At 48.7% G+C, this 15,139-nt stretch carries 11 protein-coding genes, 2 tRNA genes and 1 pseudogene; 10 read left to right on the plus strand and 4 right to left on the minus strand.

Translation table 11 applies throughout. The features are described from left to right. Window positions 1-334: 334 nt before the first annotated feature. Window positions 335-544: pseudogene (locus tag ACJJI6_RS04770) on the minus strand (hypothetical protein); the annotation flags it as partial. Between the two features lie 85 nt (window positions 545-629). Between ACJJI6_RS04770 and ACJJI6_RS04775 the strand changes: the two are divergent. After that, a tRNA-Pro gene (locus ACJJI6_RS04775) sits at window positions 630-706 on the plus strand. Window positions 707-1,104: 398 nt separating this feature from the next. On the opposite strand, the gene ACJJI6_RS04780 is transcribed toward ACJJI6_RS04775, so the two are convergent. Both ACJJI6_RS04780 and ACJJI6_RS04785 read right to left on the minus strand, forming a co-directional pair. Then, window positions 1,105-1,181, minus strand: a tRNA-Pro gene (locus ACJJI6_RS04780). A 69-nt stretch (window positions 1,182-1,250) separates the two neighbouring features. Next, window positions 1,251-2,099 (minus strand): acyl-CoA thioesterase, encoded by an 849-nt coding sequence (locus ACJJI6_RS04785; RefSeq protein WP_282932695.1) that lies wholly within the window; start codon window positions 2,097-2,099, stop codon window positions 1,251-1,253. A gap of 349 nt (window positions 2,100-2,448) precedes the next feature. Between ACJJI6_RS04785 and ACJJI6_RS04790 the strand changes: the two genes are divergently transcribed. From ACJJI6_RS04790 to ACJJI6_RS04815, 6 genes are all read left to right on the plus strand, one after another. After that, window positions 2,449-3,129, plus strand: coding sequence for a hypothetical protein (locus ACJJI6_RS04790; protein ID WP_413665686.1), 681 nt, complete (start codon window positions 2,449-2,451; stop codon window positions 3,127-3,129). A 329-nt stretch (window positions 3,130-3,458) separates the two neighbouring features. Beyond that, window positions 3,459-4,145, plus strand: coding sequence for a TetR/AcrR family transcriptional regulator (locus tag ACJJI6_RS04795; protein WP_282932697.1), 687 nt, complete (start codon window positions 3,459-3,461; stop codon window positions 4,143-4,145). Continuing rightward, window positions 4,138-4,692 (plus strand): DUF1285 domain-containing protein, encoded by a 555-nt coding sequence (locus ACJJI6_RS04800; protein ID WP_475712648.1) that lies wholly within the window; start codon window positions 4,138-4,140, stop codon window positions 4,690-4,692. The genes ACJJI6_RS04795 and ACJJI6_RS04800 overlap by 8 nt, the downstream gene beginning before the upstream one ends. A 590-nt stretch (window positions 4,693-5,282) precedes the next feature. Next, window positions 5,283-6,950: a beta-helix domain-containing protein gene (locus tag ACJJI6_RS04805; protein WP_475712649.1), complete on the plus strand. Its 1,668-nt coding sequence runs from the start codon at window positions 5,283-5,285 to the stop codon at window positions 6,948-6,950. Between the two features lie 121 nt (window positions 6,951-7,071). Then, a complete protein-coding gene (locus ACJJI6_RS04810) occupies window positions 7,072-9,792 on the plus strand; it encodes a TonB-dependent receptor domain-containing protein (RefSeq protein WP_475712650.1) in 2,721 nt (906 codons plus the stop codon). A 320-nt stretch (window positions 9,793-10,112) separates the two neighbouring features. Then, the gene (locus ACJJI6_RS04815) at window positions 10,113-10,481 is read left to right on the plus strand and encodes a hypothetical protein (protein ID WP_444897200.1); all 369 of its coding nucleotides are present in this window, start codon (window positions 10,113-10,115) and stop codon (window positions 10,479-10,481) included. A gap of 56 nt (window positions 10,482-10,537) precedes the next feature. Here ACJJI6_RS04815 and ACJJI6_RS04820 read toward each other — a convergent pair whose 3' ends face one another. Continuing rightward, the gene (locus ACJJI6_RS04820) at window positions 10,538-12,175 is read right to left on the minus strand and encodes an electron transfer flavoprotein-ubiquinone oxidoreductase (RefSeq protein WP_444897201.1); all 1,638 of its coding nucleotides are present in this window, start codon (window positions 12,173-12,175) and stop codon (window positions 10,538-10,540) included. 354 nt (window positions 12,176-12,529) lie between these two features. Here ACJJI6_RS04820 and ACJJI6_RS04825 point away from each other — a divergent pair, with 354 nt between their 5' ends. The 3 genes from ACJJI6_RS04825 (at window position 12,530) to ACJJI6_RS04835 (ending at window position 15,124) form a co-directional block, all read left to right on the plus strand. Beyond that, on the plus strand, window positions 12,530-13,279 hold the full coding sequence (locus ACJJI6_RS04825; RefSeq protein ID WP_282932702.1) for an electron transfer flavoprotein subunit beta/FixA family protein: 750 nt from the start codon (window positions 12,530-12,532) through the stop codon (window positions 13,277-13,279). Beyond that, window positions 13,279-14,208, plus strand: coding sequence for an electron transfer flavoprotein subunit alpha/FixB family protein (locus tag ACJJI6_RS04830; protein WP_413665691.1), 930 nt, complete (start codon window positions 13,279-13,281; stop codon window positions 14,206-14,208). The genes ACJJI6_RS04825 and ACJJI6_RS04830 overlap by 1 nt, the downstream gene beginning before the upstream one ends. A 220-nt stretch (window positions 14,209-14,428) precedes the next feature. Continuing rightward, entirely contained in the window at window positions 14,429-15,124 is a 696-nt protein-coding gene (locus ACJJI6_RS04835; protein ID WP_475712651.1) for a type II secretion system protein N, read from the plus strand. The last annotated feature ends 15 nt before the right edge of the window (window positions 15,125-15,139 follow it).

Below are 15,139 nucleotides of genomic sequence, written 5' to 3' on the forward strand. Positions count from 1 at the left end.
AAAGGTAACTGTTTATATCGATGTCTTGGAAAAGCAGCTTAACGAGCTTATCAGTTCGCTTTTATGTAAAGGTCTACTTACTCAAAACATCAAAAATGATATCTAGTAGCTTTTCAATGTAATTTGCTATTGCCTCGCGCCGTATGTCCTTCTTGGTTTTTTCTGCTCCAAACTCTTGCATCCTCTGTGGAGAGCTTTGCATTTTTTTATACGTGTGCTCTCAAAACTAAAAGTACTTGATAGTCGTTGAAGATACGTAAATACAAGAAAGTAGATAGGAATAATATCGGTATTTTTTTGGCGACCACTGTTTGCCGTATATGTGAAGAGGGTTTCAGAGAATGGATAGATTGGTGGAAAGTGTTCGACCCAAGGAGAACAAGGGATTGGTTGTTAGTTGGCAGACTAAATGGATGTGTCGGAGATTGGGGCAATTACTAGCAACCGTAAAGCTTGAATCTCCAGTGTAGAAAGAGGCGCTTGGAGCCGGGGAGGTCCAGCTATAATGCGGATTAGACTGCCTTTGAGGACAACTCAAAGATCGGTTGTGTCGGCAAAATGACCTATGATGACATTAGCGCCAAAAATTACTTGATCTTTGAAAAATGGATGAGTAGTATTCGCGGCCTCGGTGAGTAGCGCAGCCTGGTAGCGCACTTCGTTCGGGACGAAGGGGTCGGAGGTTCGAATCCTCTCTCACCGACCATACAAAAAGAAAAAGCCCGCTTCTGCGGGCTTTTTCGTGTTTATGATTTCATTCCTGGTAGCGCTTTTACTTTAAAGGCTTACATGGGCAATTACGCAGCTGCCTTGAGGGTGTTATCTCTTAGTTGCTTATCGGTGTAAATAGCTAAGCCAGTCATGCTCAAAGCCTCGTGCCTCTTCGGTACTTCTGAAGCTAATTCTTTATTTGTCCCCATCGCTTTTAACTTTTGTAATGCGCTTCCGCATTAAGCCCGGCAAGGTAAACATGTAGGAGTTGCTTGTACTGTTCCTGGTGCGATGCACTGGGGGAAAGTGAGGGGTAATCTGAACGGCTTATCGTCAGCTCAAGCTAAAGAGTTCAGGCACAAAAAAGCCCGCTAAAAGCGGGCTTTGAAAATCTGGTCGGTGAGAGAGGATTCGAACCTCCGACCCCTTCGTCCCGAACGAAGTGCGCTACCAGGCTGCGCTACTCACCGTTTTTTGTTTCGCATCATTTGCGAAGGGGCGGCACTATAGCAGCAATTTTTCTGCTGTAAACCACTGATTTAATTTTTTATTTGTCGAATCAGTCCCTCTTGGCAGGTAGACGCTACCAGCGTTCCGTCGCGGGTGAAGATCTGGCCGCGGGTAAAGCCTCTGGCACCGGTTGCCGAAGGGCTATCCGTTACATAGAGAAGCCATTGATCCAGGCGGAAATCGCGGTGGAACCACATCGCGTGGTCAACGCTCGCCGGCATCAATTGGGGGTCGAATAAGGATATGTCGTGCGGCTGTAGGGAGGTACCCAGGAGTCCCATATCGGATGCATAGCAAAGTGCTGCCCGGTGCTCCATCGGGTCATCCGACATCTCGCCCTCTGCCCGCAGCCAGAACATGCATTTGGCTTCGCGGGTTTCAGCGCCAAAGTAGCTTTGCGGGTCTACCGGACGAAAATCGATCATATAGCGCCGCTGATCGTACTGCGGGCTAACCAATCCAGCTTCCAGGGCCAGCTCCTGGGTGTTTTTCAGGCTCTCAGGAGAGGGAATCTCGACACAAGGCAGGTCGGCCTGGTGGTCAAATCCGGGTTCCCGAATTTGGAAGGAGGCGGACATATTGAAGATCGCGCGCCCGCGCTGCTTGGCGACTACGCGACGAGTGGTAAAGCTACCGCCATCGCGGATTGGGTCTACTTCGTAGATCACCGGCAGCTCACTAGAGCCAGGGCGGAGGAAGTAGGCGTGCAGGGAGTGGGGTAGGCGATGCTCAACGGTACGAGTTGCTGCCATCAGTGCTTGGCCCAGAACTTGCCCGCCAAAAAGCACTTTACGATAATTTTCAACGTGATGACGACTGCGGAAGAGATTTCGATCCAGCTCTTCAACATCCAATAACTTACCTAATTTTTCCAACATAAGGGATTTTGCCCGTTACCTATTCCACTTAACAGAGTTTGCAGATGGGGAGCTTTGCGCTCTTAATCAAAAGGATAATAACAGCAAATCCCTTTAACCCCATTCATATTTTGAACGTTAGGCCCATTTTGGTCACAGGTGCCACCTCGTATAGCTATCCAGCTCTTTTCCATACACTAGCTATTGATTTTCTCAGTCAAGTTGAAACTCTGTGCTATTGACTATTGCGATATATCGAATTCTTACTTATTTCTGTGGTATAAAGCGCCAATAGTTGTTGGGACAGTTGGACTAATTCGTTTGCAGCTATCCAACAAAGATTGAATAAGAGAAGTAGGAGATACCACAGGTGCCACACAACAATATTGATATACGTCCACCACTGAATTTCGGCAAGGTTGTCAGTCGGCACCGTACCGCAAAGGCTGTGGCTGGAGGGGTTGGCTCCGCTGCTTATTATGGGGTGTGGGGTGCACAGACGGCTACAGGTGCCACTCTAACCGGCCTGGCTACCGGTGCAGCGGCTGCGACTTCTGCGACGGGTATTGGTTTGGTTGTTGCTGGAACAGCATTGTCCATTGGTTACGCTGGTTTGGCGGCCCGATCCGCATACAAGACCAATAATCACCTCAATGCTCTAAAAAAAATCTACGAAAACAGGAAGTCGTATAGCTGTCCTTGTAAAGGATCGGTCGCCCACGACTATGTTTCTGGCCAAGTGCTTCCTTATATCATCGAACAGAAAAGCAAAAAGTTGCATCGCAAAATGGTTGAAGCGACTCCGGGAATCGCCTCAGTAGAATATGCGCGCAAGGCAGTAAAAAACCTGTACAAGCGTTCACAGGGTACGCTCGGTAAAAAACGTACCTTTGCTGCAGAGTGGTTGGCGCAGCATTTGATTTCTCATGATTGTGAATTAGCTAATGCGATTGTTGCAGAGCTCTACTCAGAGGAGGAAATGCTCTGGATACGCACGCAGGACAACGATGTAGTCGCGCCTCTGTTGGAGCTAAAGCTGAAGTCCGTTTAATAGTGGCTTCTTGTGTTCTGGTGTAGTTCTTGATTTCATTCGGAAGTATTGGGGTAATGGACTACCCCGCAATCACTCAATCGTCGAATTTTATGTGTTATGTGCAATGCTTGGGCTCGCCAAGCGTCACCACATGCTAAAATAAAAGGTCTGCTCTCAGCTTAAAATTGGCTCATTTTGAGTAAATTTTGAGCAAAATGGCCTAATATTTTTAATATTAGGCAGTCTAATTCCCCGATTTACTTTTCCAACCGACTTGAATTGCCTATCATTCATGAATGAATAGTCAATTTCAGTCCCCATTTTTAAGGGCAAAGAAGGTCGGAAGTATGGATAAGGCAAAAGAGAAGGTTCAGCGGTTCCGCGCGCGGGAGCAGCGTATCCTGGATGCGGCTCTGGAGCTTCTGTTGGAGCACGGTGAAGAGAAAGTCACGGTCGAACAGATTGCCGAGCGTGTGGATATCGGTAAGGGCACGATTTACAAGCACTTCATTTCCAAGACAGAAATCTACATGCGTTTGCTGATGGATTATGAAAAATCCCTCGCTGAACGTCTCAAGACCGCTGTAGCCCTGGCCGAGCAAGGTGATATCACCGCTCCAGCCCGCGCCTATTTTGAATCTCGTATGGCCGACCCTGGCAAAGATAGACTCTTCCAGCGCCTGGAGGAGAAGATTATCGCGTTGAACCTGGCTCCAGAAATGATTGCGGAGCTCCACAATATTCGTAATTCCAATGCCACCTCTCTCAATCGGGTCTTTGAGCGCCGTATGGAGCAGGGCATGCTGAAGAACGTTCCTGCATACTTCTATTACTCAACATACTGGGCGCTTGTGCAAGGGGCGGTAGAGCTTTATCACTCCAAGTCTTTTGCCAATGTAATAGAGGACAGGGAAGGTTTGATGGAGTTTATTATGGATGTGGGTGTGCATATCGGTGATATGTCCTCTCGCAAAACGCCAGAGGGAAGCCAGACAAGCCATCACAGCGATTCTGCGGGGTCCGCCCTTGGCTGAGCCCCTGTTCCAGCAGCTGCAAAAATTACAGGCTGAATTTCATGGGCATCCACCTGTAGAAAGGTGGAACCCAGAGCTTTGTGGGGATATGGATATGGTCATCAAATCTGATGGCCGTTGGATCCACGAGGGAACAGAGATTCGTCGTCACCCTCTTGTGAAACTGTTTGCCAGCATTTTGAAGCGTGAGGGGGATGAATACTTCCTTGTCACCCCTGTCGAAAAGCTGCGAATCACAGTGGAAGATGTTCCATTTGTGATCACTCAGGTGGCCCGCAACCCCGGAAGTACTCATCAACAGCTACTTTTCACCACAAATGTGGGCGACGTTGTTGAGCTGTCGGAAGAGGGGCAGTGGCAACTGAGAGACTTTGGTGCTCCGCCGCAGCCAATCCCCTACCTGGAGATTCGAGGGGGGTTGCAGGCTCGCGTTTCCCGCGATGTTTTTTACCAGTTGGTAGACTGGGCGCTTGAAGGGGGTCGCGATACCGATAAGCTTTTTGTGCAAAGTGAAGGAAAAGATTTCCTGCTGGGTTCTTGCAATTAGGTAGCTCCCGGTTCCTGCTGGCGGATTCCTCGCGCCTCAGCGCTGATTTGTAGCTGGGGCTTTAATTCATAGCCTTGCTCTTCACTGTTCGAGTTTAGAAAGTATTTGCTTGACTCTATAGCATCTAACTTTACTCTATCGACGAACTTTCCATATTAAAATCTTTAGCATCAAACTATTTGGTGGATGCCACGATCGCTCCTGTATTTTGATTACCACTATGGAATTTATACTTGATTGTGCCGGTGATTGCTTGAATCCGAAAAATAGCCGGGGAATATACATATCTATACTATTTATCTATGGTGTTGGTGTATTTCATTTCTATTAAAAAGATAGTGTTTGAAATCTTATGGAAATATAAGTGTATTTGTTCTGAAAGAAATAAAATATTAATTCGATAATTTACGGAAATATCTAAATAAGTAACAAATCCGCAACAGTGCATTTCTAAACTTCCCTTCGTCCAAATCGCTACGGCGAAACAAAAAATATAGTTTTTATTTGCTTGGTTGCTGCCATTTATTTTTTTAAAAATGGCTGAGTTGAAGCAATTAAAGTTTTGGATTGAAATTCCTATAGGGGGAAACATGAAGCGAGTACAGAATAAGCTCTTACTGGCAGCTGCGATTGCTGCGCTATTGGCTGGTTGTGACGGTGGCGGTGTGAGCATCGAGCCAGAAACAGTAGATAACTCGGTGGACAACTCGGTAGATAATTCAGTGACAAATCCTGGCGGAGGTTCCGCTGATGAAAATCCATGTGCCACTATAGAAAGTTCAAGTGTACAAGGTGAATTTAGCGGTGGTAACTGCTATTACACAACTGATTTTGTTTCTGCTGCAAACCCATTAACTGAAGATTTATATCTCACTGCGCTGGATAGCAATGGAGCTCATGTCTTTAGCGGTAGTTTGTTTGTTGGAGAAAGTTACTCGAGCGATTCTGACCTGGTAGCAGCTGGTATTTCTGAGGGTGGCGACGGCGTAAAACTGGAAATTGAGGCGGGCGCCACTATCGCTTTTAAAGATAATTCAGCATTTATGGTTGTAAACCGTGGATCGCAAGTCTTTGCTCGCGGTACAGAAACATCTCCTATCACTTTTACGTCAGAAACTGATGTCCTTGGCACTGTAGGTCCGGAGGATGTTTCACAGTGGGGTGGAATGGTTATTAATGGCTTTGGTGTCACGAACAAATGCCAATATACAGGTTCTATTGATGGTGGTGATCTGACTCTTGATGGCGAGTGTCACGTAGCTGCTGAAGGATCCACTGATGATAATACCTCTTACTATGGCGGTGACAACAATACCGATAACTCGGGAGAGCTTTTGTACGTTGTTGTCAAACATACCGGAGCAGAGGTCGCTAGCGGTGATGAGTTGAACGGAATTGCTTTTGATGCTGTAGGTAATGGCACAACGATCCGTAACCTTCAAACATACTCAACTTACGATGACGGTATCGAGTTCTTCGGTGGCGCTGTAGATGTCGAAAATTATGTTGCGCTCTACGTTCGCGATGATTCCATTGATATTGATGAAGGTTATCGTGGAAGTATTACCAATGCTTTGGTGATTCAAAGTGAGACTGACGGCAATCACTGTATAGAGGCCGATGGCATTGGTTCATACAGTGATGGGGCTGATTATTCCACCTTGATCAGCCAGGGTCTCAACAGTCGACCAGTAATTGACGGGCTGACCTGTATTGTTTCCGCTCAAGAAGAGGGTACTCACGACCCCGGTGCAGGCTGGCGCCTGCGTGAGGGTATTTATCCAATGATCACTAACTCTATAGTTGTGGCCTCCTTCTTTGCTGATGAGACTGGCGTGGCCGGCGATAACTACTGTCTGCGTATTGAGAGCTCTCAAACTCGCGGCGAAGCATCTGCTGGAACTGAGGTGGCTCTGACTTCCAACATTTTTGCCTGTGAAGATCGCACTAAAACAGATGATGCTGGCTTCAACGTAGAGATTTGGGCCGTCGATAGTGGAAATCAATTTGCCACTATTACCGGCGAAGTTAATCCAACCTCTAATGCTGACACTGACTTTGTTTTGCTCGGTGGCTCCCCGGCATTATTTACGGTTGATGTGTCTGCTCAGTTGATTGACGGTCTTGCACCTACAGTCTCTGCCGAGCTGGGGCGCGCTTATTTGGGTGCCCTTGAGCAGGGAGGTACCGATTGGACCCACGGCTGGACCTACGGCCTTCACCAGGGTGACCGAGCTCAACCTCTCTGGTTTGAATAATAGGTCGAGGTAGCGGTTGGGGGGCTAATCCCAATCAAATAAGGCGCCGCCTTCGCTGATGGAGTCGGCGCCTTCTTTGATTTCAGACCGCGATTCTTTGGAACGAAAAGAGGCCGGTTCGATGGCTAAGTATGAAAAATTTCAAAGGGCGCCGCTTGTTTTAGCGATAGCTGCGGGCTCTACTTTGACAGCTAGTGTTTATGCGCAGGATGCAGAATTGGTTGATAGTGCCGCTCCCGGGATTGAAGAGGTTGTAGTCCAAGGGCGACTGAAGGACTCTGCTGAAGTCCTAATTAGTGAGCGCTTAGGCGAAGAGGTGGTCAGCGATATTCTTGGGGCAGAGATGATTGGTCGGGTGGGGGACTCTACGGTTGCAGCAGCGCTGCGGCGAGTGTCCGGGTTATCGCTGGTGAGTGACAAGTTTATCTATGTGCGGGGCTTGGGAGAGCGTTATTCAAGTACAACTCTCAATGGTGCGACTGTACCATCCCCAGATCTGACAAGAAATGTTATCCCGCTGGACTTGTTTCCAACCTCCGTTGTGGATTCTCTGGCGGTACAGAAGAGCTACTCGGTAGATAAGTCTGCCTCGTTTGGTGGTGGCAATGTCGATATCCGCACCAAGGGGATACCTGATGATCTGACCTACTCTATCGAAGTTGGTACAGGTACCAATAGTGAAGTCAGTGGTGATGTGCTCAGCTATAGCGGTGGAGGTGATGATTCTTGGGGTACCGATGATGGTACCAGGGCGATGTCGAAGGAGATTTCTGCTGCCTTGCAACGCTTCAAGGGCAATCTTAATGTTGCGGGTATCCGCGACACCCTGATTGCTGAAGGCAATGAGTATTCCAGTAATCAGGAGGCGGAGAGGGCGGCTCAAGCGCTAAACAGAGAGTTGGCCTTGGGATTGAATCGCGATATCTCGATCAAAGAGGAATCTAGCGATCCTGATCAGGACTACAAGGCTAATGTGGGCAACCGTTTCTATTTTGGGGAAGACTGGGAGCTCGGTTTCTTGGCTGGAGGTTCTTACAAGAGCAAGTGGAGGGAGAGTGAACGCACTATCCGTGACTACGGCAATCCACGGGAGCAAATTGATCGCCGAACAGAGTCTACCTACTCCATAGATATCAGCGGTAATTTAAATCTCGGTATACGTTTTGCAGATGAGCATGTGGTTGAGAGTAGCAGTTTGTATTTGAGAAATACGGACGACGAGACTTCGATTCGAGATTATTTTGATTCAAATCGCCTGTTATCTGATGGCGCTGGGTCTAGAAATTATGATCTGAAGTATGAAGAGCGGGAGTTGGTACTTCATCAGGTAAAGGGAAGCCACTCTCTCGGCTCAGAAACCAAGGGTTTGTTGCCCATTAGCTTGCTAAGCTGGGTGCCTGAAGAGTTGGTGGTTGATTGGTTCATTTCCGATGCAACGGCGATGACAGATATCCCTAATCAAGTTGAGGTTATTGCGAGTACCGAAACCGATCCGGAAACAGGTGAAGTTATCAGTTCAACTGTCGATATTGCTTCGCGGAGCGCTAGCTTCCGATTTACTGAGCTGGAGGATGAGGTTCGAAACTACGGTTGGTCTGCAACATTGCCTGTTGAATTTTCCTCGTCCACGCTGGAGTTGAGTGGAGGATTTGCTCGGATTGAAAAAGGTCGCTCCTATAAGCAAACCGAGTTCGGATTGGATATCTTTAGTGTCGCTGATAGCGCAATTCTTGATGATCCTCTGAGTGATGTGTTCAGTGATACCAACATTACCGATGATGACAATAATTTTGTTTTTGCCAAGTCAGGTAGTAACAAGCAAAGTTATTTGGCCGCTACTTCGACAGATGCGATCTACGGTAAATTCGATTGGACCCTTGAGGAAACCTGGCGTATTTCAGCCGGGGCCCGATGGGAGGACTATAGTCAAGCTGCTTTAGAGTGGAACCCCTATAGTTTCTCACAAAGTGAACCACAGATTACGAATGACCCCGAGGAGTTGGCTGAAGCGGTATATACGGATGATGATATTTATCCTTCATTATCCTTGACCTATATGGGGTCATTTTGGGCGGAGACATTCCAGTTGAGATTCGGTGCATCCAAGACCGCTGTTCGGCCCGACTTGCGTGAAATTACCGACGCTATTTATATAGATCCGCACACTGATGATCAGATCAGGGGGAATTCCAATGTTCGGCCGTCGGAGATCGACAACTACGATATTCGTGCAGAGTGGTTTTTTGATAGCGGCGATAGCCTGACTATTTCGGCTTTCTATAAGGATATTGTTAATCCTATTGAGTTTTTTGAAGCTGCCTCAAGTGATGACAATATTGCGCGAGAGATTATAAATGCTGAGTCTGGTGAGATTACCGGTATAGAAATAGAGGGTATGAAAAGCCTTGGCTTTATCTCTGACCCAATGGATAGCTTCTTCCTGCTGGGCAATATTACGCTTCAAGACTCTGAAATTGTTGCTGGTGATGAGGCTGATGCACCGACTAATGCAGTTCGCGAAATGACAGGGGCTTCTGATTATGTGGTTAATATGCTGCTCGGTTTTGACAGCCCGGACGGGAACCATTCTGCCAGTTTGGTTTACAACGTATTTGGTGAGCGTCTTTACAAAGCGGGGCGAGATCCTCATCCCGATTCATTTGAGCAGCCATTCCACTCTCTGGATTTGACTTACTTCTGGTATCCAACTGACGAGGTGACGGTGAAGGCTAAAGTGCAGAACCTTTTGGGTGAAGCCATTGAAATTGAGAGGCAGGGTGTCACCGTTTTTGAGGAGGAGGTTGGGCAGACTTTCGCATTGAGTGCGCAGTATAAGTTCTAAAGTTAGTCGAAGGTCTCAGTGAGGGTAGGTGCGCATTGGTGTGTCTACCCATTTAGTATTCTTGAGCAGATTTGCTGCTGTCTAACGTCTTAGCTTCTAGGTGACATGTTAAAGCGATGATGTAGTCTATCGTAAATTGCTATCTTTGTATGGCTTTTGATATGGATATAATGTCGCTATCAGGGTCATCTCAATGAAGAGCAGTTGATTCACTTCATGGTATATAGCCGCTCTTTGCTAATCCTGAGTTTCAGGCGGTGCACTTCTACTGCCTAGCGTTTTTTTAAATACACTATAGGTTTTAGGGAGGGGGTTTATTCATGGATTTTAAAAATATTGATAGAGCTAAGCGGGTAGCTATAGGCTTCTTTTTGTTGTTGAGTGCTGTTTCAAATGCTTGGGCCATTGGTGATGGTGGGACAAGGAAGTTAGAGTCGGTCCGTTTAGTGGGTGATGATCAGATCGCTTTTGAGGCGTATTCAGATGACTTTCTCAATCCAGATGGTTGCGAAAGGTCTGATAGAATAGTAATACAGGCTGATGCTGTTGATGCAGATCAAAAGTTAAGTGTTGCTATGACTGCACTAGTTGCTGACAAAAGAGTGGCCGTTTGGGTGAGTGGTTGTTCAAATACTGCCTGGGGTTATACGGTACCTACTTTACTCTCTTTAGGGATATTGCGAGATTAACTTTCTCACATAAAAAAAATGGCGCCATCGGCGCCATTTTTTATGTGTAGACCCAATTACATATTTGGATAATTGGGGCCGCCGGCACCTTCAGGGGTTACCCAAACAATATTTTGGGTTGGGTCCTTAATGTCACAGGTCTTACAGTGTACGCAGTTTTGAGCGTTGATCTGGAAGCGCTTACCGTTGGTGTCTTCAATAACCTCATAAACACCGGCAGGGCAGTAGCGCTGCGCGGGTTCATCGTAAATCGGCAGGTTGTGACTCAGCGGAACTTCTGGGTCCTTCAGGGTCAGGTGGCAAGGCTGGTCTTCTTCGTGGTTAGTATTGGAAATAAACACGGAAGATAGCTTGTCAAAACTGAGTACGCCGTCGGGCTTCGGATAGTCAATCTTTGCGCAGTCAGCAGCAGGTTTGAGCTGGGCGTGGTCAGCCTTGGTGTCGCGCAGGGTCCAGGGAAGCTTGCCTTTAAAGATATTGATATCCACAAATGCATAGGCAGATCCCAGAATGTTGCCCCATTTGTGCTGGGCAGGGCCGAAGTTGCGCTGCATGTGCAGCTCTTTCCAGGCCCAGCTATCGCGATACTTGGTGGTGTAGTCGGTCAGCTCTTCGCTGTTGCGCTCAGCAGCGAGGGCTTCAACTACAGACTCAGCCGCGATCATGCCGGATTTCATCGCGGTGTGATTGCCCTTGATCTTGGCAAAGTTCAGGGTGCCGGCGTTATCACCGATCAACAGGCCGCCAGGGAAGGTCATTTTCGGCTGGGATTGAAGGCCACCTTTTACTATGGCGCGGGCACCGTAGGCGACGCGCTCGCCACCTTCCAGGTACTGCTTGATTACCGGATGGTGTTTATAGCGCTGGAACTCGTCAAATGGACTCACATGGGGGTTGCTGTAGGCGAGGTCAGTAATCAAGCCGACAACAACCTGGTTGTCTTCCAGGTGGTAAAGGAAGCCGCCACCGTGGGTGGAGCTTTGTTCCAGCGGCCAGCCAGCAGTGTGAACAACCAGGCCTTGCTGGTGTTTGTCCGCAGGGACTTTCCAAATCTCTTTAATACCGATGCCGTAGTGTTGTGGGTCGGCATCTTCGTCTAGCTTAAAGCGTTCGATCAGCTGCTTGCCCAGGTGACCGCGACAACCTTCAGCGAAGAGAGTGTATTTGGCATGCAGCTCCATGCCCGGCATGTAAGAGTCTTTCTGCTCTCCGTTCATGCCGATGCCCATATCGCCAGTAGCGATACCTTTTACAGAGCCATCTTCGGTGTACAAAATTTCAGCAGCGGCGAAGCCAGGGAAGATTTCCACTCCCAGGCTTTCGGCTTGTTCTGCCAGCCAACGGCACAGGTTGCCGAGACTGATAATGTAGTTGCCCTCGTTGTGCATGGTGCTGGGCACAAACATGTTGGGGACTTTTATAGAGTTCTCTTCGCTGCGCAGGACGTAGATGTCGTCGCCTTTTACCTCAGTATTGAGGGGGGCTCCACGTTCTTTCCAGTCGGGGAAGAGTTCATTAAGGGCGGTGGGCTCAAATACAGCACCGGATAGGATGTGAGCTCCTACTTCTGAGCCTTTCTCCACGACACATACAGAGACGTCTTCATTGAGCTGACGAATACGACAGGCCGCGGCCAATCCAGCGGGGCCGGCACCCACGATCACTACATCGTATTCCATTGATTCGCGTTCCACGGCACTCTCCTCAGCAGTTGTATTCAACTTTTTTGCGGCCAATCCGGCCTTATCATTTATATTGCTGGCGGATTATATAGGCGTTTAATCAACCCTACCAATTGCATGACTATTCATTTGTTATGGCAAATGCGCTGTATTTCAACGGCTTACTGGGGGTGGATAGGTGGTTCTTATTCCCGGAAATAGATTTTGTGAATGGCAGGAGGGACTTCCATTTGACTATTGATTTTGCGCTATAGAACCGCCACCATACACGCCGTTCAAACACTTGTTTGACCAGAACACCGTATCCGTTCGCGACGTGAATTATCAGTCGCGGCTGTTAAAAAGCATATTTGAGACGGGATTTCCATGAAAGTTCTTGTAGCTGTGAAACGCGTTGTTGACTACAACGTCAAGGTTCGCCCCAAGGCGGACGGCTCTGACGTTGATACAGCCAACGTCAAAATGTCTATCAACCCCTTCTGCGAAATCGCAGTAGAAGAGGCGGTGCGCTTGAAGGAAAAAGGCGTTGTCAGCGAGATAGTCGCCGTTTCCATGGGCTCCAAGCAATGCCAAGAGCAAATCCGCACTGCACTAGCCCTGGGTGCCGACCGCGGTATCCTGGTTGAGACCGATGCTGAGCTGCAGCCTCTGGCAGTAGCCAAATGCCTGAAAGCGATTGTTGAGAAAGAAGAGCCTCAAATGGTAATTCTGGGCAAGCAGTCCATCGATGGCGATAACAACCAGACCGGCCAGATGCTGGGTGCTTTGACTGGCATGGGGCAGGGTACCTTCGCCTCTGAAGTTGCCGTAGAAGGCGACGCTGTTAAGGTAACTCGTGAAATTGACGGCGGCCTGCAGACTGTTGAACTGAAACTGCCTGCCATTGTTACTACTGACCTGCGCCTGAATGAGCCGCGTTACGCCTCCCTGCCTAACATCATGAAGGCAAAGCGTAAGCCTCTCGATACCACGACCCCGGATGAGCTGGGCGTTGATATTACTCCCCGCACCAAAACCCTGAAAGTTGAGCCGCCGGCTGAGCGTCAAGCAGGCATTAAGGTTGCTGACGTTGCTGAACTGGTAGAGAAACTGAAAAACGAGGCGAAGGTAATCTGATGAGCATTCTGGTTATTGCTGAACACGACAACGCCGAACTGAAGGGCGCTACGCTCAACACCATCGCTGCTGCCAAGGCTATTGGTGGTGATGTTGCTGTATTGGTTGCTGGATCTGGCTGCGGCCCTGTAGCGGAAGCTGCTGCTAAAGCTGAAGGTGTTTCCAAGGTACTGCTGGCAGATAATGCCGCTTACGAGCACCAGTTGGCTGAGAACGTTGCCAAGCTGGTAGCGGACTTAGGTAAAGACTACGGTCATATCCTGGCTCCAGCCACTACTACCGGTAAGAACATGCTGCCACGCGCTGCTGCGCTGCTGGATGTTCAGCCGATTTCCGACATCGTCGCTGTTGAAAGTGCAGATACTTTCAAGCGCCCGATTTATGCGGGTAACGTCATTGCCACTGTACAGAGCTCTGATGCCATCAAGGTAATCTCTGTACGTACCACTGCCTTTGACGCCGTGGCGGCTGAAGGTGGAAGTGCAGCGGTTGAGTCTGTAGATATCGCGGATGACGCTGGTGTTTCCTCTTTTGTCGGCGAAGAGCTGGCTGTATCCGATCGTCCTGAGCTGACCGCTGCGAGCGTAGTCATTTCTGGTGGCCGCGGCATGCAGAATGGCGAAAACTTCGAAATGCTGTACAAGCTGGCCGACAAACTGGGTGCTGCAGTTGGTGCCTCCCGTGCTGCTGTGGATGCAGGCTTCGTACCTAACGATATGCAGGTTGGCCAAACCGGTAAGATCGTTGCTCCTGACCTGTATATTGCCGTTGGTATCTCTGGCGCAATCCAGCATTTGGCAGGTATGAAAGACTCCAAAGTTATCGTAGCCATCAATAAAGACGAAGAAGCACCGATCTTCTCGGTTGCTGACTACGGTCTGGTAGCTGACCTGTTTGAAGCTGTACCAGAGCTTGAAACAAAGCTGTAATGCCCGATTGCTATACTAGCGGGCATTGAAAAAGGCGGCGTCATGCCGCCTTTTTTCGTTTTTTGGTGACAACCTGCGGAACTAGTGTGCAATTTAAGGGACGAAATGAGGGTTTGCGGCGTTTAACTTGAAAGAGCGTTGCCTTTCCCGGGCTGAGGCAAGAAAATAGGCGTCAAAAACCAATAACCTCAGAAAGTTGAACTTGTATGTGGGTATGTTCATGTCCCCTCTAGCGCGAGCCGTTGGCTCAATTGGCAATAAGTTTGCCCAGGGCGAGTCGAGCAAAGGTCTCTCCCGTGGCACTATGGCGGCGTCAGCTATTGGCCTGTTGTGGTTGTCTGGCAATTTGTTTGCCTATGGCTCCCTATTGGTCCCAAGCGATCCTCAGGAATCCCTGCTCGCGGAGCGTAAAAGCCCGAAAGGTGCTCCTCCCCCCAGCGCTGCCAGTCTTCCCAGCACGCCGTTCTTTGGACGTGCTGAACCTAAAAAGGCTACAGAAGTCCCTGAAGTCGACCTCGAAAATATTCCTCTGACCCAGCTGAATATTGTTTTATCCGGTGTTTTTGACAGCTCCAATAAAACCAAAGCCAGTGCTCTGGTGTCGGAGAAAGGTAAACCCTCCAAGCGTTTGTATGTCGGTGATCGGCTTCCGGGTGGTGCCGAACTTTATTCTGTTGAGGTTGACCATGTGGTTCTTCGTCGTAATGGCAGGATGGAAAAACTGACATACCCAGAAGTGGACGGAAGGCCAAACGTACCATTGAGAGGCGTCAGCAGTTCCAGACAGAGAACGTCAAGTTCCAGCTCCTCCAGAAGAACTGCTCAAAGAGATGAGAACCAGCAGAACATTCGGGAGAGAATGGAGCAACTGCGTGAATTGGCCCGCGAGCGTCGTGCTCAGCGTGAGCCTAAATAAAAACTATCTACCTAG

Source organism: Microbulbifer maximicatervae (SeqCode) (assembly GCF_056232625.1).